The organism is Bacterioplanoides sp. SCSIO 12839 (genome assembly GCF_024397975.1).
GTDB lineage: Bacteria > Pseudomonadota > Gammaproteobacteria > Pseudomonadales > Oceanobacteraceae > Bacterioplanoides.
Genome location: NZ_CP073745.1, coordinates 1737777 through 1759715, shown reverse-complemented (window position 1 = coordinate 1759715; position 21939 = coordinate 1737777). Strand labels below are relative to the sequence as shown.

Below are 21939 nucleotides of genomic sequence, written 5' to 3'. Positions count from 1 at the left end.
TTACGTTAACGTTTCCTTAACGTCAGTGCGTATCTAACAACGGAAGTTGCCATTCAATACAGGCATTGTTGTTAGCAAAACACAGCGGGGGGAATTGATTATTTGCCAATGAAAAAATTTCGTTCTGATTGGCGGATTCTGGTCTGAAGCGCTTAGGAAAAACAACCAGACCGGAATTTTTTACTTCGGAAGGAAAACTGGGGACGTACTGGTAATAACCCAGCAATTCTTTTTTTTCAAAAACCAATAACGAAAAAAATTGTTCGTAGTCTGCGCCTTTTACCCGCTCTAATCCAATTAGGGTACGATCCTGATATTCACCAAAAAAGTACAAGGAAACAACATGATCATCATGGCTGCCCTGCATCAGGGGTGAACGATGTTTATGCAGGTATATTTCAGCGGCTTGTGGGCTAACCCAGGTTGGCTGAGCGCTGTGCAAAGGGACTTCAGCCCCGTGTAGCGGTTCTTGGGTATTGTAAGAAGAATCCACCGCATGGGCGGGAAGAAGCAGCAAGAAAACCAGAAAAATAAACAACAATTTCACAGAGCATTCCTTTAGCAGCAGAAAGCCAGAGCTGATTTGCTCTGGCTTTCTTTTTCTGAGCCATCAGTCAGGCTGAGTTAATTCCAGCTTGGTGCCCAGGTATTTTTCCAATGGTGGCAGGTTAAACGCATCGTCTTCAGAGACAAAACTGATCGAGGTGCCTTTAGCACCCGCACGCCCGGTACGGCCAATACGGTGAACGTAATCTTCCGGGTCTTCTGGCAGGGTAAAGTTGATCACATGACTGACGTTATCAACGTGAATGCCACGCCCCGCCACATCGGTCGCCACCATAATATTAACGTGACCGTCGCGGAAACGCTCCAGTGTGCGAATACGTTTTTGCTGGTTCACTTCACCAGACAAGAGCACGGAAACGTGGCCATTTTTATTCAGCTTGTCGCACAAATTACGGGTTAAATCGCGGCGGTTAGCGAAGATAATGCAACGTTCAGGCTTGTCGCGTTCAAGGATTTTCGCCAGCAGATCGTATTTATCCGATTCGGCAACCAGATAGAGGGTTTGGGTAACCCGGTCAGTGGTGACCTGTTCCGGCTCAATCACGACTGTCAACGGGTCGAACATCCACTGATCAATCAGGATACGCACGTCGTAGTTAAAGGTTGCAGAATACAGCAACGTCTGACGTTCATCTTTTGGCGGCGTGGCGCGCACGATACGGCGTACATCCGGGATAAAGCCCATGTCCAGCATACGGTCGGCTTCATCCAGCACCAGCACTTCGATCTGATCCAGGAAAACGTCCTGGCTGCGCATAAAGTCGATCAGGCGGCCTGGCGTCGCCACCAGAATATCAACCACTTCATTGCGTAGTTGAGCGCGCTGCTCTTCGTAGTTCATACCACCAACAACGGTACATACGTTAAGACCGGTGTATTTCGCCAGGCCTTCGGCGTCTTTACCAATCTGCATCGCCAGTTCGCGGGTTGGCGCAACAATTAACGCCCGCGGTTCGCTGGCATAACGCTCTTCAATTTTGTCGGTCAGCAACTGATTCAGAATGGTCAGCAGGAAAGCGGCGGTTTTACCAGTACCGGTTTGTGCCTGACCAATGGTGTCGCGGCCACGCAACGCAGCAGGCAGACTTTGCGCCTGGATCGGAGAACAGTATTGAAAGCCCAGCTCATGCACACCGCGCATCACGGATTCGGGCAAGTCCAGATCGTGAAAGCGAACCTTGCCTTCCATCGGCTCAACTTTAAAGTCAGCCGGATTCCATGGGGTGTCTTCGATGCGAGGCTTACGCTGACGGCTTTTATTGCCAGCGCCTTTTTTCTTTGCGGCCCCTTTATGAGCCAGATGTTCCGCTTTGTGCGTGTCGCGAGCGGGCTGATTGCTCTTTTTGTGGCTTTTGGCCTGAGGATTCTGGTTTTTCTTGCCAGCTTGTTTCTGTGCGGCTGGCTTTTTATCAGCCCCACCGAATAATTTTTTTAACAAAACGAACTCCGCTTACAGACGCTCTAGCTCAAATAACTCGGCGCTGAATTGATGATGACGCTGATAATAATCTAATAACGCCTGTTTTAACACTTCCGCCCGGGGAGGCAGGCCTTGCGACAGGTAGGTTTGCGCCTGTTGCACTACATTCTCGCTGAAACGCTGTAACCCAGCCTGCACTTCTGCCGGGTCACCATCGAGATTATCGGTGCTGACATGAAACTTACGGCCGCACGCTTCTGATAACAACCACTCCACCGCCTGAGGTTTTACCTCAACCTGCTCAAACTCACGCTGGCGCTCAGCACTGCGGCCATCCGGCTCATACCAATAGCCAAAGTCCACCAGCTGGCGGCGCTCTTTGCCGGCAATACACCAGTGGCTGATTTCATGAAGCGCCGATTCGTAAAATCCGTGGGCAAAGATCACCCGGTGATGTGGATGCTGATCATCGGCGGGCAAATAGATGGGTTCATCGTCACCCGCCACCAAAATGGTATTTTCACTCTCCTGAAACAGCCGGTTAAACAGGCGGATCAGGTCTTCTATCTTTAACAACAAACCGTTCACTCTTACAACATTGAGTCAAGCTGACTCCCTTTGGCCGCCATTTTAAATGACACTGATTGCAACTTATAGGCACTCACCTCAACTCATAAGCATTCTGCACAACGTTTAGCCAGTTGATGTTTTGGCTGCCATACGGTACAAAACTTATCCAAAGCTTATTCAAGACAAATAACTTCAGGAAATACCCATGATCCAGCAAGGCCAACCCTTACCCGACGCAACTCTTAATGAATTCAACAACGAAGGCATGCAAGCGCATAACACCAGCGAGTTGTTCGCCAATAAGCGCGTTGTTCTGTTTGCTGTGCCCGGTGCGTTCACCCCGACCTGCTCAGAAGCACACTTACCGGGTTACATTGCATTAAACGCAGACCTGAAAGCCGCCGGTGCCGATATCATTGCCTGCGTTTCTGTAAACGACGCGTTTGTGATGAATGCCTGGGGCAAAGCACAAGATGCAGGCGATATTATGATGCTGGCCGATGGCGATGCCAGCTTCACCAAAGCACTGGGGCTTGAGATGGACACCGCTGGGTTTGGTGGTGTTCGCTCACAACGCTACGCCATGATTATCGACAACGGCGTTGTGACCGAATTAAACGTTGAAGCACCGCAAGCGTTTGAAGTCAGCAATGCTGAAACCATGCTGGCGGCGTTGAAGTAATAACTGTATCGGGCACCGGAATCTTTAGGTTTTTGGTGCTCAATCAGATCTTCGATAGAAAATAAAAAACCTTCATAGACTCGCCTGTAAGACGATAACAAAAAACAATTCCTTCTACGTGCCTCTCAAGGCACAATGCCCCCGCCCCAATAGTTTACCCCTCAGATGTATAGCCAGAACATGACCACCAGCCATAACCCAGAGTTTACCCGCCAGGAATTACGCGCCCTGCGCAAGCTGACACTGCCAATCCTTGCCACGCAGTTGGCACAGATCGGCATGGGTACTATTCAAAAGATAAATCCTTATAAAACAATTAGATAGTAGATCCCGTCAAAAAATGACGCTCTTTTTACGCTCTCAACAAGTCATTTTCCCGAGCTTAGAGCCCTTCTACTTCAGCAACTCACCTCTGACTAACAACCAGCCACCAATCAATTGGTGACTTTCTTGATTAGAAATAGAAATTGTAGATAACGGTATAAAGCTCAATGAATTGCTGTCAATAATCATAAGGGCACTGTGTTTATCACAACCGAAAAGCCAACCCGAAGTTGATAAAGCGCATATTCTCTTCAAGGTGATTGATGCCATTTTCCACATCATCATTTTCTAACCTTGAGTCGATCTCCAGCACTTCATGGCGGAAACCTATATCAAGGTCTAGTCGATCAAATATTTGCCACAACAGGCCGAAATGATAACTGTATTTGTCAGAGTACAGTTTTTTGTCATCATCGATAAAATCTTCAAGATCAGCATTGCTGAACTCAATGTTCCCCCGCCCAGATACAGCATCAAAGCCATAACTGAAGAACAGACCGGGAGACAAAGCCGCCACCCCATCAAACCGAATGCCCAGGCCATGGGAAATAATGGTGGATTCAAAGATTCGATCATCGGCAAATCGGCGATCAAAGGTCAGGCTATAAGGGCGCTGATAATCGCTGTACTGGTAGAACATTCCCCAGCTATCAAACAGCTGGGACAGCTGAACATCCAGACCCGACAGATCAATACCGACCTCATGTTCACGAATCACCGTTAGAAAGCTGATCTCATCACCCGGGCGTAACACACTGACTTGGTTATCTTCATCGATGTATTCAGCCAGCTGATTGATTTCAGCGTTTCCGATAAACGCAGTGCTTTCAAAGTTGTAATAGACGCTATTGTCGCCCAGAAATACGTATTGCAGGGTGCCAATGTAACGTTCAAAAGCTGACTCCCCTTCTGCTTCGCGCTCGATTATCTCTTTTTGGTCCGCAGAATCTCCTGGAGTCCACCAATACTCCAGGCGTTTGACATATGGGATGCTGGGTGATGGGTCCAGGCTGAATTTAATCAGGTTTCTGCCCGTAGTTTCGGTCGTCGCGTTGACAATTTTGCTGGGCTGCCAACTGGAGTAAAGGTATTGAGCATCAACATTCGCATAGGCGCTTGATGTTGAGCTTTGCTCGATTAGCTCATCCTGAGTCTGCGCCCACCCCAAATCTGCATTGAGTAGCAACAAGCCAATGACAGCGCCATATTTCATGCAAGACCCTTCTTTTAAACCATTTAACGATAAGCACAACAACACTGCGCTTCAAGTACATGTAAATGCATCCAACCAATCCTAAAAAGTAAGAACTGTAGACCTCAATGATTGTTAAAATCGCATTGCACCATTGTGTTCGTAATTTTTTACGTGCAGAATTGCGCGCGTTCTAAACTAACCACATACAACCGTACACTAACATGGAAGTCTCAATGCAGCACGAATATAGCCATAAGTTTCCGGCAGTCAGAGGCATGCAAGCCGGTCGGCCATGCTATATAGCAATGTGCCCAATGCGCTTGATTCCAAAGCTTTTTGTCTTTGATGAAGATGTCGTTCCACCTGAACTTCGAGCACAGCGCAGACTAAATGAGAGTCGTGTACCAGACATAGCTCAATACCTTATTGAAAATCCTAGTTCTTACACTCTATCAGCCATTACAGCATCTATTGATGGCCATGTTACGTTTGAACCATTGGCAGATACAGGTCCCGCTATCAACCTTGGGATGCTGTCGATAGCAATGGAGACACAGATTCTTGTGAATGATGGCCAGCACCGACGCGCTGCCATAGAGCAGGCCGTAAAAGAAGCACACGAGCTTGGCCACGATAACATCCCAGTACTCTTTTTTGTCGACGACGGACTATCAAGAAGTCAGCAAATGTTCGCCGACCTAAATAAGCATGCCGTTCGCCCATCAGATTCTCTCAGCACCCTATATGACCAACGAGATGGCGGCTCTGCTCTCGCTAGATATGTATATGACTCAGTACCTTGCTTCACTACACTCACTGACCTTGAAAGCAATAGCCTATCAAAACGCAGCAGCAAACTTTTTACACTTAGCAGCATTAAACAAGCGTCTCGCACATTGCTGGGTAAGGCAGCAAAAGACAAAATATCCAAAGAAGAAATGGAGGTCGCTGCAGAGTATTGGGACGCAGTTTGTAGTAACATGCGCGATTGGCAAGCAGCCATGGAACGCACGATTTCGACATCCGAATTACGCGCGCAATGTGTCCATGCTCACGGCATAGGGTTAGCTTCTTTAGGAGCCGCAGGTTCAGATCTTATTCGCCAGTATCCCCATACTTGGAAAAGCAAGCTCTCTGGCCTAAGAGAGGTTGACTGGAGCCGCTCCAACATGAAGCTATGGCGTGGCCGCGCTATGGACAATCATGGAAAACTAAGCAAGACACGAAATAACACTGTATTGACTGCCAATGTCATACGGAAAGCACTAGGAGTAACTCTTGGTGCAGAAGAACAACGAATAGAAGACCAACTAAACTCATGAGTCAAAAAGAAACACTGTTCTCAAGTATGGATGAAATGCTTGAGGCGTACGATTTTGCCGGACGCCCTGCACTTGACCTGATACAGGAAATTCAAAACCTGTACCTTGAGAACGATAAACCATGGGTTATTGGATTCAGTGGCGGCAAGGACAGTACGACTGTCCTCTCACTGATTTATGTTGCCCTGACCCGCCTCCCTGAAAAGCAACGCCACAAGCATATCTACGTCATCTCATCAGACACCCTAGTAGAAACGCCCATGGTCGTCGATATGGTTAATCACGCGATTGAGGCAATTAATCAGAGTGCACAAAAGCTGAGCCTACCTATGTCAGCTCATGTGGTTTACCCAGCCTGGGGGGAAACCTTCTGGGTCAACTTATTAGGAAAAGGGTACCCAGCACCAACGCAGAACTTTCGCTGGTGTACTGAGCGAATGAAGATCGACCCTGTAAGTGAGTTTATCAAAGATAAAATTGCTCGTTTCGGTGAAGTGATTGTTGTACTTGGAGCGCGTAGCCAAGAGAGCGCATCACGTGCTCAGGTTATTGCAAAGCATAAAATTGAAGGCTCTTCACTCTCACGCCACTCATCCCTACCGGGCGCATTTACCTATATGCCAATCGAAGACTGGACCTTCGATGAAGTCTGGATGTATTTACTTGGAGCACCAGCACCATGGGGCGGTGATCATTTCGAACTGTTCGAGCTATACAAAGATTCAAGCGCCGGTGAATGTCCATTAGTCATCGACACCAACACTCCATCGTGTGGTAACTCACGCTTTGGCTGCTGGACCTGCACCGTGGTTACTAAAGACCGAGCGATTGAAGGCTTAATTGACTCTGGTGAAGTCTGGCTTAAGAAATTGAAAAGCTTCCGCAACAAGCTCTATAAAACGACACTGCCTGAGAATAAGAATGAGGTTCGTAATTTCAAGCGCCGAACAGGTCGTGTCTCCTATGCACGTGGCGCGGTAGATAACGATAACATTACAGAAATTAAAACAATTCCTGGCCCCTACCTGCTCGAATATAGGAAGAAGTGGCTAAAAGAACTTCTGACAATCGAAAAAAAGCTGGTAGAAGAAGGCCGTAATATCCAACTTATTCGCCCAGAAGAACTCCATGCAATACGCAAAGAATGGATGTTCGACCCGAACGAACCAGACTGGTCTGACGAACTTCCTAAGATCTATCGTGATGTATACAAAGTAGATCTTGATTGGGTTGAGCACGACGCTGGCGCTTTCTCTCAAGCGGATGCCGACCTAATTGCACAGCTTTCACAGGAACATTCAGTACCTACTGAACTTGTGATGAAATTACTTGAATTGGAACTCTCAATGGATGGCCTGAGCCGCCGCAAAGGCCTATTCGGTAAAATTGAAAGTCTGCTCAAGAACGACTGGGGTACCCTAGAAGATATTCAAGCGGCTAAAGCGGAAGCAACACACTCTTCAAACCTGAAAGCAAAGCTGAGGCAAGAGCTTAAAGGCGAAAGTGAAGACCTTCACCTGAAATCAATCTACGACGAACAACTGAAAGCTCTGACCAAAGAGTATGAGGCGCTGAAATAATGATACTTAAAAGCCTCTATCTACAAGACTTCGGTGTATTCCAAGGCAGCTTCGAAAACAACCAGGTCGACCTTGAACCTCGCACCAGGTACAACAAGAAACGACCGATTATTCTGTTTGGCGGACTGAATGGTGCAGGTAAAACCACTACCCTTACAGCCGTTCGCCTTGCCCTCTATGGTAAACAAAGCCTTGGTCGTGCAGTTTCCATACAGACCTACCATCAATTTCTGATCGATTCGGTTCATAAGCCTAAAGGCGAAATAATGTCACCGAATATGGCAGGGGTAAAAATCGATTTCACCTTTGGGCGACAAGGCGAAACCATTGATTACACCGTAAAACGCATATGGAGCATCCGGGGCAACAGCGTATCGGAAAATGTCGAAATCTATCAGAACGGCGAATACCTACAAAATCTGACAGATCAACAAAAACAAGCTTTTCTCAATGAGCTGATCCCTATCGGCGTTGCAGATCTCTTCTTTTTTGATGGGGAGAAAATTGCAGAGCTAGCTGACGACAATAATAACGTGACACTGGCTGACGCAATTAATCGGCTTTTAGGCTTGGATATTATTGATCGCTTAAAAGCTGACCTAGGCGTCTATCTACGAGACCAAAAGCGTAATCAACTGCCATCTGATATTAAAAAAGAAATTGAGACTCTTGAAGCAGAGTACCAAGCTCTCTACGCAGCTTATCAAGAGAAGCTTTCTGATATAGACATTCTCAAAATCGAAGCAACCGAACTTGAAGCAAAGAAAGAGCGCCTGGCAGAGAATGTTAACGAACTTGGCGGTGCCTGGGCTAGCAATCGACAAGAGTCCGAACAAAAAGAAAGCGAGTTACGAGCACGTCGCAATGAGTTGCAAAGTCAAATTCGTACGTTAATTGCGGATGCCGCTCCCCTAGCACTGGCGAAAACACAACTGAACATGCTGCTCGACCAACTGACGAAAGAACAACAAACAAAGCGTCAGCTGGTTCTACAAGTTGATCTTCGCAAACAGTTAAATAAAGTAAAACAGTCGCTAATTGACGCTCTTGGAAAAGCAAACAAGGAAACAATCGATGCCTCTATCGAAGCAAGCATGCCTACAGCGCCAAGCAATGAAGCCGCTATTGTCCATGACATTTCAGACACCGAGTTCAACCGACTTCAACACTTGATAAATGATGTTGTACCCATGCAACAGGCAAAAGTTAAGGATTTGTCGTCTGAGCTTGAAATCGTCGAAGAAGAACTCGAAAGCATAGGTCTAAATATTTCACGCGCCCCCGATGAACGTCGGATCGCGAACTTTGTCAATGAGCTGACTGATATTGGAAACACCCTGGGCCAGCGGCAAGTACAGATAAAGCAAGAGACCGAGGTCGCACGTAACACATTGCGCGAAGCGATGGATAAATTACGCAAGCTGCGTGACAAAGAAAAAGAATTCACCAGTACAAGCAATCTGAATCAAGCTGTTACACTGGCTGACCGCAGTCGCGGCTTGCTTGAAAGCTTTGCAACGAAAACGCGGGAGCAGCGTATTCAGCAACTCGAGCAGGAGTTCATCAAGTCATTCGTCAAGCTTGCACGCAAAGATGACCTTATGATTACTGCCAAAATTGATCCAGATACATTTAATGTGTCGTTAGTTGACGGCAAAGGCAACATCATCGACAAAAAGAAGCTATCAGCAGGTGAAAAGCAGATCTATGCGATTGCCATGCTTGAGGCACTAGGTAGAACATCTGGTCGCAATCTGCCGATCATTATCGATACGCCACTTGGTCGACTGGATTCACGCCACCGCGAAAATCTAGTGAAAAATTACTTCCCAACGGCAAGCCATCAGGTACTGATTTTGTCGACAGATACCGAAGTCGATGAAGAGTTCTACAAAGAGCTGTCTCCTGAGATATCGCACGCGTTTGAGGTTGCCTACGATCCCGATGAAGGTAGCTCCGAATACCATGAAGGCTACTTCTGGCGCCACTAAGCTAGCGATTAGTTGAAATAGCTCCAGAGTCACTTAAGAACTGAGAAAGTAGAAACAACGAGAAACACCATGCTGCCACAGAAAATGAAAATCTCAGAAAAAGCCTTCACTTCACTGCGTCGCCTGCAGAACAATACAGGCCTGACTGTAAACATAGGCGCTCGCTTGGCGTTTTTTGCTTCCATTGAACGTGGTTTCAGCTGGAATGGCGAAGATATCCAACTCACTCAGCGTGAGTTGGATAAGTATAGTTGGCTTGGGGACCACGGTGATTTGGTAGAGATGCTGTTAAAACAAAAGTACCCAAACCTTGAAGCACAAGAGTATTACAAGGCATGGGCAAGTCATGTGGATGATGGGTCCGTAACAGTTGAGTCAATATCTTCTATTACAAGGGCTCTATAGAGCCCAAACTGACAAAGCATACTTCTCAGCTAAATATTTCTGCCTCTCATTAATGGATTCAAAACCCCAGATTCCACTGTGATACCAATCATTACGCTTAGAAATCAATTCTTTAGGAAGTGTTAGGCCGCTATCTGCGTACCCTTTTGTACCGTTCGATGTAATTTTATCAGATAGTGCTTTATTCTTAACAGATCTATTTATATCACCTTCAAGAATCATGAGATTACCCAGTCTATTTAAGTAACTACTAAACTCTTCATACTGATCAATTCCATCCCAATCTGCACCCGGCTTCTTGGGCATTATATGCTCAAGATGCTGAGCAATACTCTGAGGATCAGGAGAAAATCCAACATCCTCAAGGTTGTATTGCTCTATTTTATAAATCACATAAAAAGCTTGCTTTGTATTTCTAGGCGAATATGTTTTGAAGTTCTCTACAAATACATTATCGGGAGATTGCTTCTTGAAAAACTCTTCGACATCGGAAAAATCAACATCTGCCCGTACAAGTTTTGAAAGTTTAGTTAGATCTCCTTGCAATGCAGACACAGTTTTTTTATTCACAACTCCCTCTCTAAATAGGTAGTTTTCAAGAAGCATAAATGACCTCTCTACAAGAGCGGTATCCTCTTCATACTTGTCCATTACCGATATTAAAAATGGAGTACAGTGCTCTTTCCAAACGGGGCCTAAAATAGCAGATTGTGAGAAAGACATTTTTGATGTCCAGCGAGATAGATTTCCTTGCAGAAAAGAGCTCCAAAGGAAAGCATCCTTGGAAAATTGGCTTATTAACTCTATAGAATTAAACCTTCCCTCATCCAAGCCTCGAGAGACCTTCTCGAATATTTTATCTTTCTTAACCATCTCATATCTTGACGAATATGAAAATTGTATCAACTGAGGTAGTTCCAACATCGCTTGAGATTGATCTTCATAGCTATCGAGTAACTCACCCCACTTCATAACAACCTTTTCCTCTTTTTGAGGACCATCCTCTGCAGCATATTCAATAAGTTTGTTCCTTATCAAATCAGCCTGGGTCAATCCCAACCCCCGTTCGTTTAAAGTCTCAAACAAACGATATGCCAACTCCGTATTTTCAGCTTTAACCTGCAGAAGATACATATTTTGAGACAACGCATCAATTAAGCTTGAGACATATGTTGATTTATCTTCTTCCCCATCGACAAAAGACTTAATTTGATTGTAAAAATAGAAAAAGCAGTCTTTAACGTTACTCTGAACCTCACTATTACCATTAAATTCAGATTCCCAATACTTCAACTTACCTTCCCACTCTAAGTTTTCATTGATACTCTTATAGTAAAACTCATCATCCCTATTCAACTTGACTCTAGGCTCATAATTAGCACTACTCGACAAAAATATTTCTGACAGAACTACATCCAGCCTTTTTCTAGTTCGTGTTTCACTTATGACATCTAAAAATTGACTTAGGCATGATGCTAGAATTGTAAGAGTCGTTAAGCGCTGTTGCCCATCAATAATGGCCCAACGATCCCCCGGGTGACATGAGTCTTTGCCAATCAAAACAACTGCACCTAAAAAATGCCCTACAGCTTTTTGAGAGGATATCAACTCACTACCCGTCTCCTCAAAATCCTCCTCCAGAGTTGTAAGTAAATCATCCCACAACTTCTTCCATTGATTCTCCCCCCATCTATATAGTCTTTGATTAGCAGGAACTGAAAAAAAGGATTTCTCAAAGAATTGAGAAACAGACAATGGAATAGTGGTTAATTGTTTAGCCGGGTAGAACATTTATAACTCCAGAAACTTTTTATGAGAATTGGGATTGAAAAGCTTGCTTTTATTTATATCACTAAACATCCCCACCCCATTCAACCTTCGTAAAGAATCAAGTCCATCAAACGATATCGAATGATAAAATAAAAGAAGAACTTCATTTTCATTCATAACCGATTTCAATATATCACTGTATGAAACTACAGAAACAGGTGACTCAGATTTTTCTATATACTCAATAATTTGATTCAAAAGTGTCATTACAGGCTGAATCACAGGCTTATTTTTTGAATAGAACCTTTTGTATGCATGCTGAACTATCTTTAATTCATCGCCACCTTCGAATTTAATACGGTCACCATCATATGCTCGATTTAACATATCATAAGCAGAGCCAAACACCTTCCTACCGACATCTTCATTCAACTCTAATGAATTTACTTTTTTATTATATACTTCTAACATAGAAAAAAATGTATTCTCAATTGCCTGAAGTTCAAGGTACTCACCTTGTTGACGTAATGCGTTGGTAGATGTCTTCAACTCATCCGACTGCATCTTCATTGTCAATAGAATTGCACACAAAGATGCAAACGCTAGAAGAGGGTTTAAAGTACCACCAACAAAATCACCGAAAGTTCCCCAAACTCCCTGGTCACTACTAAGGTAGCCACCAAACTTAAAAAAGTAGATACCCAACACAAGTGCAAGTGCCAATGCGGCAATAGTAAATAGACCTAAACCAATCCTCGTGATTGTCATTTCAACTCCCAAAACGCTAAATCTTTAATCTTAGCCACTTTCTTTTTACCATCCACACATAAACTATGATGCTTTTCCAACTTGCGAATCTGCCCCATAAAGTACTCCTCGTCATCCTTCTTCTGGGTATTGAAGATCGCTTTGATCTCCTGTGGCTTGATGTTCGCCACTTGATGAATTACCCACGAAAGAATCAAAGTCGAATAATCGTTATCACCCGTTTTGAAGTGCGTTAATTCTTGTGTCGACAAGATAGTACCGACGCCAAATTCACGCCCTTCTTTGAGAATTTTCTTTAAACTCTCAAAGTCTTGAGACATAAAATTATCGGCTTCATCAACAAGGATCATCTTAGATATCTGGCGGAAATCACCATCCAACTTAGAGCTACCCTGTTGGTGCATCTGGGTATAGAACAGATCAAGCATCAGGGCTACCACCAGATTCTGAATGCTTGGATCATATCCAGATAGGTTAATAACAGTGACACCATCGACGAGGTCATAGAGAGATTTGGTCTTACTACTATCAGGCTCGAATATTTCGAAGCTGATCAGGTCATCCAGTGCTGCATAAAGCGAGTCCTGTTCAATCTTATCCTGAGCCTGAAATTCTGCCCAAACGTCAGCGAGGGTCGGTGGCAAACGGCCCCAGGTGCTCTTATCCTGCGGATAAATACCTGCAGCCTCATAAGCGGCCATCACAAGCGTCCGAATCTTGTTTTGTTGCTTTGTACCTAGATTAAATGCTTTGGCCGCCGTTGTTTTAAACAGGTTGGCCGTGTGCATCGGTTGCATTGGCCTGTCACCGAAGATAGCCAATGGATTGAACGGCAGATGGAACAGGTCGTAAACTTTTGCTCCTGTCGCCTCAACAAAGTCATCCTTTACGTAGTCTGCTTTGTAGTCAAAGATGAGGATACCAATTGGTGTCCCGCCAACATTATTATGCTGATTGCGCACCAGCTGGGTAATGACAGATTTAGTAAACTGGGTTTTCCCCGTGCCCATCGTGCCAATAATACCGGTATTGGTATTGAATAGTTTTTCGGTATTTGTAGGTTCCCAAAGTACGTCCTGATTGTTAGAAACATCAGTTCCAAACTTAATAACCAACGGTCCGGTTGGTGCTGGTGACGCGAACGATTCTGAAGCATCGCGTTTCAATTCTGACTCTGCGGCTTCGGAGCATTCGATGACTGATTCCGGACAAGGAGTACTCAAGTCCACTTCAGATGACTGAGCATCATCATCCCCTGCATGTAACTGACTTCCGCACTCACTCGCGAACGCTTCTCCAAGGATATACTGATCTGGCACTGCTAGCAGACGACCTACCTGAAGTTCATTTTTCAACGCTTCATACGGCTGATGAACCAGACCAGCAAGCTTGGTCATCGGGATATCTATTTCAAGAATATCCTCGACTTCTTCGTAGCGCTCGGCAATACATGACTCTGTATTCAGGTGAGCTACAACCATGCCTGCTGGGTAGTTTTTCAGATGTGCGAGTCCGTAATTACCTTCCAACCACTCCTCCCGCGCTGACAATAGCGCTTCAAAGTAATCATCGCTGAATACTTTATAGAGCTGGTATTTCTCGACCTGCATCAAAACCTGACGAACAAACAACCCACGATATAGCCTGCCCGCAAGATTCTCCTGGCCGAGCAAGTTTTCCATATACTCTTTAAGTTCTCTGGCCTGATTACGAGCCTTGTCAAAATTAGGGCGAGCTCCCGCTTTGGACTCTACAGGCAACAGGTAAAGTTTTCCGTCTTTAAAGCCCGCAAACAGTACATCATCTGAAATCGCACCTTGTTTGATACCAAGGTTATGCCGAGAGAAGTCTGAGTCACTCATTGCCAGGCCAATATTACCTGCAACCCGAATCATCTCGGCGACTGATAACGGCACCCAGCAGATATCAGATTTAGATAGCATGGCAGAAACAGCTTTGTATGAAGCGATTACACCTTCTTTGCCCAATTTTTCTTTCTGTGGGTCATTTACCATCTGCAATAGCCACTCGCCATTGAAGGCATTGAACTCACGAATCAGGCTTTCTCCCGATGCGCCCAACACACTGCGGTACAGCTGTGACTGCTTCGTAACGGTAATGGCATCATAGCCAGCTGAGCTGGTGTACTGGTCTGAGTAGTGGATCAGAATGACGTCATCTGATTTGGAAAAGAAATCCAGCGTTACTTTCGGGTCAACAATAGTTACCCAAACAGAGCTGTCGTAAGACTTATCCAGTAGCTTCTTCACCGAATCACTGACGGCAAGACTAATAGCCGAGTGCTCGTGGTAAGAGTCGTTGTTCAATTTTGAAGGACGCCACATCGCTCCAAACAAGCGGGCGATTTTTAGATGCGCCTTATCCGAATAATCAACGCCCTTCAAACCAAAGGCAGTAAAGTAGGCGTCGTTCTCGCTACGCGATGATTCACCATTCAACAAGCCGCCACACGCTACACCAGAAAGGTGCTCATCGATATTGTTATCACGAGCATCCACTACCTGATTGTTCTTAAAGAATGTCAGATGAGCATAAGCTTGCTGTTCTATCTTACGATTGAGGAACTTACTGAAGGTCAGGCGGGTGCGCAGAACATCAACAATCGTGTCGGTATTACGCTTAGCCTTACCTTTGTCGAGATCATATCTGTCTTTAATATCATCGTAGGTCGCCATTTCGGCAAACAGGTCGAACTCGGTTTCAATTTCGTCATCGTCATATAGATTTACATGGATATAACGACCTTCTTCCAGATGCTCAATGTAATACGCTAGCAGGCCACGGAAGAGTTCACGGTTTTCTGCGTTATTGACCGAATTTATCAGCACAGGAGCCGATGAAACAGTATCGAACAAACGTGAGAAGGTTTCAGTAAACTCCTCAATCTTACGCTTTACCAATTTGCCGATGTAATCAAAGCTACTGTCCTCACGAGGAACGATCTCTAACCAAAAGGCGTTTTCATCGACGGTCTGGGTGTAACTATATTGCTGTTTATCATCAAACAGATGCGGAATCAGCCCTCGAGCGGTCAAGCGCTTGAGAGTCACTTCTGGCAGCGTACGGAAGCTCAGGTCATCACCATCCGCCAATATGTTCTCGATGAGGTATAGATAGTAAGCAAGTATCAACGGATGAAACGGCGTAAGGTAGCTTTTAACGCGATTCTCTTCAGCATCACGAATATTAGCTGTACCGAGTTTCATCACTAACTTAGTAGCAGGGGACAACGTCTTGCCACGCTCGACAGTTTCGAGGTAACTGAGATATTCGCTCACATACGTTTTAGCCCGTTGAACCAGCTCTGGCCCCCACCCCTCGAGCGAGGGCAAAGTGCGGCGATTTCCAGATTTGAAGTGAGCGAGAAATGCGAGATAGCTTTGATGCAGGCTCTGCAGTTCCGGAAAGGCTGTCAAACCAACTGCAGGTAAGCCTTTCTCTTTTGATGCATCCCAGCACACCAGTTCTGATGCAATAAATTCCCACTCAGCATCAAGCAGCTGTTTGCGCAGAAATAACTGCATGACTTCTTGGTTTTCTACTACAACAGTGCCTTTTGATTCTTTGTATACACCATAGTAGTCGTCATTAAACATATGACGGGCGCGTGATGTATCCATTAGAAGTGGAAGGGTCAGCGACTCTTTAGCGGACTCTCCTTCTACATGAACAGGCAACTCAGTGGCACCGCTTTTCAGAATAAATCGGACTTCATCTGATTCATCATAGATCTGCCGATAATCTAGTGTTCCGACCTCATCTACGTCGATAACTTCATCATTATCGTTCAACGTGACGGATGATTCAAGCTCAGGGTTAGTCACCAGTAACTGAACGTCGGACTGAATAACAAGTGTTTGGCCACGACCCGTCGCTTTGATCAGATATTTATTAACAATATCGTCAAAGCAGAACCTCCCCTCGGGCAGCACCAGACATTGGAACTTGAATTGCTCACTGGATAATTCTCGCCTTGTTCTTACTGAAAAGAACAAGGGCTCCTGAGTCATCGCTCCTGAGATCGTGAACGTCGTGTTATTCCCTCGAGGTTTATGACTCAATTCCAGTAGTTTCACTGCTTTTTTTGGCTGAATCTCAAATTCACTCTTTTCGGTTCGAGCGCCAGTAAACTTAAGATCAATCTGGAATGTACTTTGATCTTCAGGAACCTGTAAGAGAACATTTTGCTCTCTTTGCCCCGCTGCCGTTTCTTTCTTACTACGTCGTTGAAGATTCCCAGTTGCGGCCACAACATCGACCAACTCTAGTGCCTGTTTCTTCTGCTTTTGGATTTCAGAAACGAATTCGTCATAAGTGCGATTTTTCCATTCATCACTGTTTACAAAGTTATCCTTTACAAACTTTCCACCGAACTGAGTTAAACGATCTTCAATTTCGGCTGGATGATGCTCTATTTCAAATTCAATATCAGACCTGAGCTTCCGGTTTTCTTCCAATCGGCGTTCGATCTGGCGTTGATTTGGGGACGTTGTCGCACCGCCCCATGAGTCGGTCAAATGCGGGTCATTAAACAGCCCTAACTCATCAAATCTGAGATCTCCGTCGATCATCGACTCGTAAAGGCTGCGATAGCCAAAAATGCTTGCACCATCAGACGCAACAATCTTTGTCTGCAGATCAAGTAAACACTTGGAAGTATCACGATTCGTCATACTCTCATCGATCAACCCTTCCAGAAGGTCCCGAATCTTAGCGACGGACCAAATAGCACCTGTATGCGCAAGGTCGAACGTACTGTTAGTAATCGTATCGAGTGAACTGTTATGAACCATTATCAGAGCACGTCTATCATCAACAACGCGGTCTCTGAGTTTTGCTAAATAGTTATCGGTATAACAGCCCTGTTCTACTGACTTTTCCTCCGCATGCCCGGCAATAAGCAACTGAATATCATTTACATCCAAATAGCTGAGACTGGTACCTTCATCATCAACAGTTCCATCAGCTGAATCATGCAAGGCAGACAGTAATCGTACCGTGTTATCCGGATCGGTTGATCGGAACTGAAAGCGATCACCAGGCTTAAGCCTGCTTGTCAGCCAGTCCTTCAAATGGCGTACGAGAAAACCTTCAAATTGTTTTTCGGACATATACCGCATCCCCGCTGTCACTCATCCGTTCAAGATTTCCTACTCGCTCGTAAAATTCTATTAATGCTTGTTGTGATTGCTGATCAAACCAGACGCCCCGGTGCTTAAATTCTTTAATCAATTGTTGATACTGAAGCTTATCCCTGGCACCGACGGCCAAATTCGTCAGTAGAAGCAGGTAATCCTGATTCATAATAAGAACACGACCACCTCGTTTTCGATTCTGAATAAAATGACGTGCGATCTCAGTTTCAAATGAGGCTACGACCTTTCTGTTAACCGTCAATTGACTTGAACGTGGCTGGCTGAATATTTCGGTAGCCGTCTTCGTAATAGCCTTAAAGATGTCTTCACTGGTATTTAGATCACCCTTCCATGACCCACGCCCTCGTGTACTACGGTAACTTTCGAGAAATATCTTGAGGCCGGAATTGAGTTCATCTAACTCCTCGCCAGACAGCGCCTTGATGTACTGATAGTGCTTCCACAACGGATACCGTTTGGCTTCCTTGTTATCAGGTTGGTTGAAGTATTCCAGCGCGGACAATACTGGGAAAAGATCTTCCACGTAATCAAGTAAAGAACTTAAAGCCTCACGCACATAAGTGCGCTCGTTACTTGCACGCTCGGTATCCATTATGAAGTACAGCGGTTTGCTGGCAGGCTCTGTACGCCAACTGCGTAGATTCATAGCCAACTGAGCACTGTACAGAAAATTGTACAACCCTACAAAAGCTTTCAGGTTCTGCATCATATAACTTGGATAACAGCACAACAGAGCTAAATCTTTAGCAAAGACATCCCCCATAAAAGGTAAGTAATCTTCGGTAGCGCATGCTGTCGAAAAACCAGAAGAAAATGACTGAAACTCAGCCAATAACTCAGCCTCCAAGAAGTTCAGATTCTCAGGCTTTCCCGGCTTCACCTCAGGCCTGGATAGAAGCATATTTCCCAGAACAGTTCCAACATGTCGAGTATTACCTGAGGAAGCGTTCCCAGCCTTAAACAGCATGAATTCTGGCGATACCTGAAAAAGCCCTTTTGCATCATCGCTGAAGTACATATGCCGTAACAGAGTTTCAAACTCATCATCCGCAACTTTGCTTGATAATCTCTTTATGCAAGCTTCTGTGTACTTCTCGAGCGAAGCTCCTTTTTTTAATGCTTTCCGCCAGGCGATAGAGAGTATCTCACCGGCAACTGCCATAACATCAGGGTCACTAATCTTCTCACCTCGCTGCTGGCGAAACGTCAGAAAATGGTTCACAAAATTTCGATCTTTTATCGCTACCACTGCTGCGGCTTGTAGATTTTCCTTAATACTCATCAGCAAGCCTCCACAATGAATTCATCGTCTTCTAACAGAAGCGACCATTCGTAGGTATCTTTGATAAAAGTCAGCGAGCCGTTCCTTGACGCAACCTGTGCGACTTCGTCGATCACCTCTTCAAGAATCACGATGGTGTTTTTATCGTGCCTGTTTGGCCTGTAACCCGACATTATGCGTTCTGCCAACTCAAGAAATGAAATAGTCACAGGAAAAGTCTTAATCGACTCATCTCCGACCTTGATTGCAGCATTAAAGCTGTGAATCTGGCTGGAAACAGGGCTTTCCAGAGCCTTCGTATCCATGGCTATCCGCAGTTTGGTAGTTATGGTCACGCCATTTCGCTCAGCAAGGTAAATACCATCGTTGCCAAGCCCGGTAAGAAGACGATTTGCAAACTTAATCAGACTCGCTATCAGAGTCTTATCGTAGAATTCACGAAGCTGCTTTTTATCATTTAATGTCTGATGTAGCTGCCAAACATGAATATAATCTTCGAAGAGCTTACAGCGAAAATCGCCTGAGAAGGCTTTGTGGTAGTTGTTACCAACATCAACGCCTATCAACACATAAAAAGCTCGAACCCAAGAGTTCGGGGGCATTTCATGGTTTCCATATTTTTCCATGAATGCACTTTTGAACTCATCGAATTCTGAATCTAAGACACTGAGAGAGCGTTGAACAACAAACTCGTCGATTCGTTGTGATCTCAGTAAGCAAGGATCAAGACTCCTCAAGCTATTTGATAAGCCATCCCCCGGTGACAGGAAGAGGTTATCGAACAATACTGAATCACCTGCAATCAGGTTATAGATAAAGTCCAATAGCGCTCGTGCAGACAAGAATTGATCATATTTCAATCGAGCGTGTAGCAGGGTCTGTACAATTAATGCCTGAACTTCAGGCTCCTGAAGAATACGGTAATTCTGATAGACAAGCTGATGATATTTATCCGCGTCTTTCAAGTAGGCACGATACAGAGGATTCTTTTCATCGGCAGCAGTGACCTTGGCCAGAAGTTCGGAAACAAAATCAGAACCAACCTTGCCTTCATCCAGGCTGAACTTAGGGTAGTCTTCAAAACTCAGAAATTGATAGTTATCAAATGAGCGCTCGCCACTGATAAAACGACCAATCGCTTGTTTAATTTCTTCATGGCGTTCATCCCCGCTGTTCTGGAAGTTGAATAACATCCCAATGTTAATTCCAACAATCAGTGGTTTATCACTCGACTGATGTCGGTCAAACAGCTCGTTTAGCGCTTCAACCGCACTTTGATCTGGCTTGAAACTATGGGTAGCATCAAGATGATAAAGGAAATCATCTTTGTACACGGAATGATGACGCCGGAGGATTTCAGATTTTCCGTCACCACTAGACCCGCAAATGAAAATAATTGATTGAGCAGTACCTGTCGCTTTTAGAGCATCTAAGAAGCGGCTTTCTATTTCGGTTTCTACGTATAGATAAGATCGTAGGTCTTCAACTTCGTCTGACGACTTGCTGAGTGTTGAAACAGCCTCAGCCGATGACCGGGCTAGTGTTTCTAATAACTGAAGGAAGTTCATGCATCATCCATGTGACAAAATATAAAAATATCAACGCCAATACTTGTAACCAAGCCCTGACAAACAGGCCCTTACCGACACTGAACTGCACTACTACAAACACGTCGGCGCTTTGTATGCCAAACATATACACTAAATTGGGTTCTGAGGCGTCGAATGCTAAGGATTTTTTGCCCTACCATTTGATTATCCGACTCGCCCCTATAAAACTTCGAACATTACCATATTTTGACAAATAGATCATTGTCACCTTCCGGAAACCCCAATACCGTAGTCGCAGCAAACTCATCTATCATTACTTCAACCTGATTACATTCCAGAATCTCGTAATCTTGATAGCGTTCACTTAAAAAAAGAACTTGCTGATTTTCAGAACCGCGCCAGAGTAAATTGATATTGCGTACCTCTTGCTTGTAACGACCCGAAACTAAGATATCTGTGTACTCAAGACTTATAGACTTAACAGGATCAGCCTTTATCTCTTCAATCTCATAGCCACTAAACAACATGGAGCTCAGGCCGCTACTCCTGAGTTGCTGCAACAACCAGATCAGGTTGTCAGTCTGCTGCAGAGGTTCCCCTCCGAGAAACGTTACGCCTTCGATATCGTTGGAGTTCAGGATTTGCTCTAACAGCGCCTGCCGGTCGATTAAGTGCTCCGGACGACTAGACCACATATCTACATTCCAGCAACCTTTACAGGCTAAAGTGCAGCCCTGAAGCCAAATCACAAAGCGCTTCCCTGGGCCATATATCTGACTTGATTCCTTGATGTTAGCCACATTGAAGCAGTTTCCAAACGTCAACTCACTGTCCTGGTTAGTACAAGTTGTATTTGGCCTTTTGCATTGCGGCTTTCTTTCACGGAATAACCCTGCGCTCTAGCCTTCTCGATTGCTTGCTGCCTGGTCGCTTCGACTCGCGCTTTTCTTTCCTCTTCCAGTCGGATTCGTTCCTTCTCTGCCAGATCTTCTAAATGCGCTTTATACGCAGTTTCATATTTGTCTCCGAGCTCAACCAGAAATTTACTAACGGCTGTGTATCTGCGATTCGTCAGCTGGCTAACAACACGCCCGTTCATTTCGTCACCATCATGCAGGAGAATCCAGCGCTCACCTTGACGACGAAATAATTGACGGCCGTTATAGTCACTACGGTTAGTTAAAATATCACCTGTTTGAATTTGGTTTCGTTGAGCCAAAGACATTTGCATTTCACTGCTGACTTTCTGAGGCTCTACACCCAATGCTTCTAACGCCTGTATCAATACTGACTCAATCAAAAAAGGCGTTGCTGTTTTAATTACTGCACTCATGCA

Annotated in this window: 17 protein-coding genes; 6 read left to right on the top strand and 11 right to left on the bottom strand. The window is 44.9% G+C overall.

Annotated features, from left to right (window positions below):
- Positions 1 to 22: 22 nt before the first annotated feature.
- From KFF03_RS08180 to KFF03_RS08170, 3 genes are all read right to left on the bottom strand, one after another.
- Positions 23 to 547, bottom strand: a complete 525-nt coding sequence (locus KFF03_RS08180; protein ID WP_255860578.1) for a hypothetical protein — start codon at positions 545 to 547, stop codon at positions 23 to 25.
- A 63-nt stretch (positions 548 to 610) separates the two neighbouring features.
- A complete protein-coding gene (gene rhlB, locus KFF03_RS08175) occupies positions 611 to 2005 on the bottom strand; it encodes an ATP-dependent RNA helicase RhlB (RefSeq protein WP_255860577.1) in 1395 nt (464 codons plus the stop codon).
- Positions 2006 to 2017: 12 nt separating this feature from the next.
- The gene (locus KFF03_RS08170) at positions 2018 to 2566 is read right to left on the bottom strand and encodes an elongation factor P hydroxylase (RefSeq protein ID WP_255860576.1); all 549 of its coding nucleotides are present in this window, start codon (positions 2564 to 2566) and stop codon (positions 2018 to 2020) included.
- 196 nt (positions 2567 to 2762) lie between these two features.
- Between KFF03_RS08170 and KFF03_RS08165 the strand changes: the two genes are divergently transcribed.
- Both KFF03_RS08165 and KFF03_RS08160 read left to right on the top strand, forming a co-directional pair.
- Positions 2763 to 3239 (top strand): peroxiredoxin, encoded by a 477-nt coding sequence (locus tag KFF03_RS08165; protein ID WP_255860575.1) that lies wholly within the window; start codon positions 2763 to 2765, stop codon positions 3237 to 3239.
- A gap of 180 nt (positions 3240 to 3419) precedes the next feature.
- Entirely contained in the window at positions 3420 to 3563 is a 144-nt protein-coding gene (locus tag KFF03_RS08160) for a hypothetical protein (RefSeq protein WP_255860574.1), read from the top strand.
- Between the two features lie 205 nt (positions 3564 to 3768).
- On the opposite strand, the gene KFF03_RS08155 is transcribed toward KFF03_RS08160, so the two are convergent.
- A complete protein-coding gene (locus KFF03_RS08155; protein ID WP_255860572.1) occupies positions 3769 to 4776 on the bottom strand; it encodes a hypothetical protein in 1008 nt (335 codons plus the stop codon).
- A 215-nt stretch (positions 4777 to 4991) separates the two neighbouring features.
- Here KFF03_RS08155 and dndB point away from each other — a divergent pair, with 215 nt between their 5' ends.
- The 4 genes from dndB to dndE all read left to right on the top strand — a co-directional run bounded on the left by dndB (position 4992) and on the right by dndE (position 10056).
- On the top strand, positions 4992 to 6080 hold the full coding sequence (gene dndB / locus KFF03_RS08150) for a DNA sulfur modification protein DndB (protein WP_255860571.1): 1089 nt from the start codon (positions 4992 to 4994) through the stop codon (positions 6078 to 6080).
- The gene (gene dndC / locus KFF03_RS08145; protein WP_255860570.1) at positions 6077 to 7660 is read left to right on the top strand and encodes a DNA phosphorothioation system sulfurtransferase DndC; all 1584 of its coding nucleotides are present in this window, start codon (positions 6077 to 6079) and stop codon (positions 7658 to 7660) included. The genes dndB and dndC overlap by 4 nt, the downstream gene beginning before the upstream one ends.
- The gene (gene dndD / locus KFF03_RS08140; protein ID WP_255860569.1) at positions 7660 to 9651 is read left to right on the top strand and encodes a DNA sulfur modification protein DndD; all 1992 of its coding nucleotides are present in this window, start codon (positions 7660 to 7662) and stop codon (positions 9649 to 9651) included. Before dndC ends, dndD begins: the two co-directional genes overlap by 1 nt.
- A 69-nt stretch (positions 9652 to 9720) precedes the next feature.
- The gene (dndE, locus tag KFF03_RS08135; RefSeq protein ID WP_255860568.1) at positions 9721 to 10056 is read left to right on the top strand and encodes a DNA sulfur modification protein DndE; all 336 of its coding nucleotides are present in this window, start codon (positions 9721 to 9723) and stop codon (positions 10054 to 10056) included.
- Here dndE and KFF03_RS08130 read toward each other — a convergent pair.
- From KFF03_RS08130 to KFF03_RS08100, 7 genes are all read right to left on the bottom strand, one after another.
- Positions 10051 to 11847 (bottom strand): DUF262 domain-containing protein, encoded by a 1797-nt coding sequence (locus tag KFF03_RS08130; RefSeq protein ID WP_255860567.1) that lies wholly within the window; start codon positions 11845 to 11847, stop codon positions 10051 to 10053. The two genes, dndE and KFF03_RS08130, sit on opposite strands and share 6 nt — an antisense overlap.
- The gene (locus tag KFF03_RS08125) at positions 11848 to 12606 is read right to left on the bottom strand and encodes a putative phage abortive infection protein (protein WP_255860566.1); all 759 of its coding nucleotides are present in this window, start codon (positions 12604 to 12606) and stop codon (positions 11848 to 11850) included.
- Positions 12591 to 17726 (bottom strand): DNA phosphorothioation-dependent restriction protein DptH, encoded by a 5136-nt coding sequence (gene dptH / locus KFF03_RS08120; protein WP_255860565.1) that lies wholly within the window; start codon positions 17724 to 17726, stop codon positions 12591 to 12593. Before dptH ends, KFF03_RS08125 begins: the two co-directional genes overlap by 16 nt.
- Positions 17707 to 19053, bottom strand: a complete 1347-nt coding sequence (gene dptG / locus KFF03_RS08115) for a DNA phosphorothioation-dependent restriction protein DptG (protein ID WP_255860564.1) — start codon at positions 19051 to 19053, stop codon at positions 17707 to 17709. Before dptG ends, dptH begins: the two co-directional genes overlap by 20 nt.
- Positions 19053 to 20621: a DNA phosphorothioation-dependent restriction protein DptF gene (gene dptF / locus KFF03_RS08110; protein ID WP_255860563.1), complete on the bottom strand. Its 1569-nt coding sequence runs from the start codon at positions 20619 to 20621 to the stop codon at positions 19053 to 19055. Before dptF ends, dptG begins: the two co-directional genes overlap by 1 nt.
- 218 nt (positions 20622 to 20839) lie before the next feature.
- Positions 20840 to 21427 (bottom strand): 4Fe-4S single cluster domain-containing protein, encoded by a 588-nt coding sequence (locus tag KFF03_RS08105; RefSeq protein ID WP_255860562.1) that lies wholly within the window; start codon positions 21425 to 21427, stop codon positions 20840 to 20842.
- Positions 21424 to 21936 (bottom strand): hypothetical protein, encoded by a 513-nt coding sequence (locus KFF03_RS08100; RefSeq protein ID WP_255860561.1) that lies wholly within the window; start codon positions 21934 to 21936, stop codon positions 21424 to 21426. Before KFF03_RS08100 ends, KFF03_RS08105 begins: the two co-directional genes overlap by 4 nt.
- Positions 21937 to 21939 lie beyond the last annotated feature (3 nt).

Bases quoted from the DNA above. Each gene is read 5' to 3' on its own strand.
- dptH (WP_255860565.1), bottom strand. From the start codon at position 17,726: ATGTCCGAAAAACAATTTGAAGGTTTTCTCGTACGCCATTTGAAGGAC.
- dndC (WP_255860570.1), top strand. From the start codon at position 6,077: ATGAGTCAAAAAGAAACACTGTTCTCAAGTATGGATGAAATGCTTGAG.
- KFF03_RS08165 (WP_255860575.1), top strand. From the start codon at position 2,763: ATGATCCAGCAAGGCCAACCCTTACCCGACGCAACTCTTAATGAATTC.
- dndD (WP_255860569.1), top strand. From the start codon at position 7,660: ATGATACTTAAAAGCCTCTATCTACAAGACTTCGGTGTATTCCAAGGC.
- KFF03_RS08130 (WP_255860567.1), bottom strand. From the start codon at position 11,847: ATGTTCTACCCGGCTAAACAATTAACCACTATTCCATTGTCTGTTTCT.
- dndE (WP_255860568.1), top strand. From the start codon at position 9,721: ATGCTGCCACAGAAAATGAAAATCTCAGAAAAAGCCTTCACTTCACTG.
- KFF03_RS08100 (WP_255860561.1), bottom strand. From the start codon at position 21,936: ATGAGTGCAGTAATTAAAACAGCAACGCCTTTTTTGATTGAGTCAGTA.
- dndB (WP_255860571.1), top strand. From the start codon at position 4,992: ATGCAGCACGAATATAGCCATAAGTTTCCGGCAGTCAGAGGCATGCAA.
- dptG (WP_255860564.1), bottom strand. From the start codon at position 19,053: ATGAGTATTAAGGAAAATCTACAAGCCGCAGCAGTGGTAGCGATAAAA.
- KFF03_RS08160 (WP_255860574.1), top strand. From the start codon at position 3,420: ATGACCACCAGCCATAACCCAGAGTTTACCCGCCAGGAATTACGCGCC.
- dptF (WP_255860563.1), bottom strand. From the start codon at position 20,621: ATGAACTTCCTTCAGTTATTAGAAACACTAGCCCGGTCATCGGCTGAG.
- KFF03_RS08155 (WP_255860572.1), bottom strand. From the start codon at position 4,776: ATGAAATATGGCGCTGTCATTGGCTTGTTGCTACTCAATGCAGATTTG.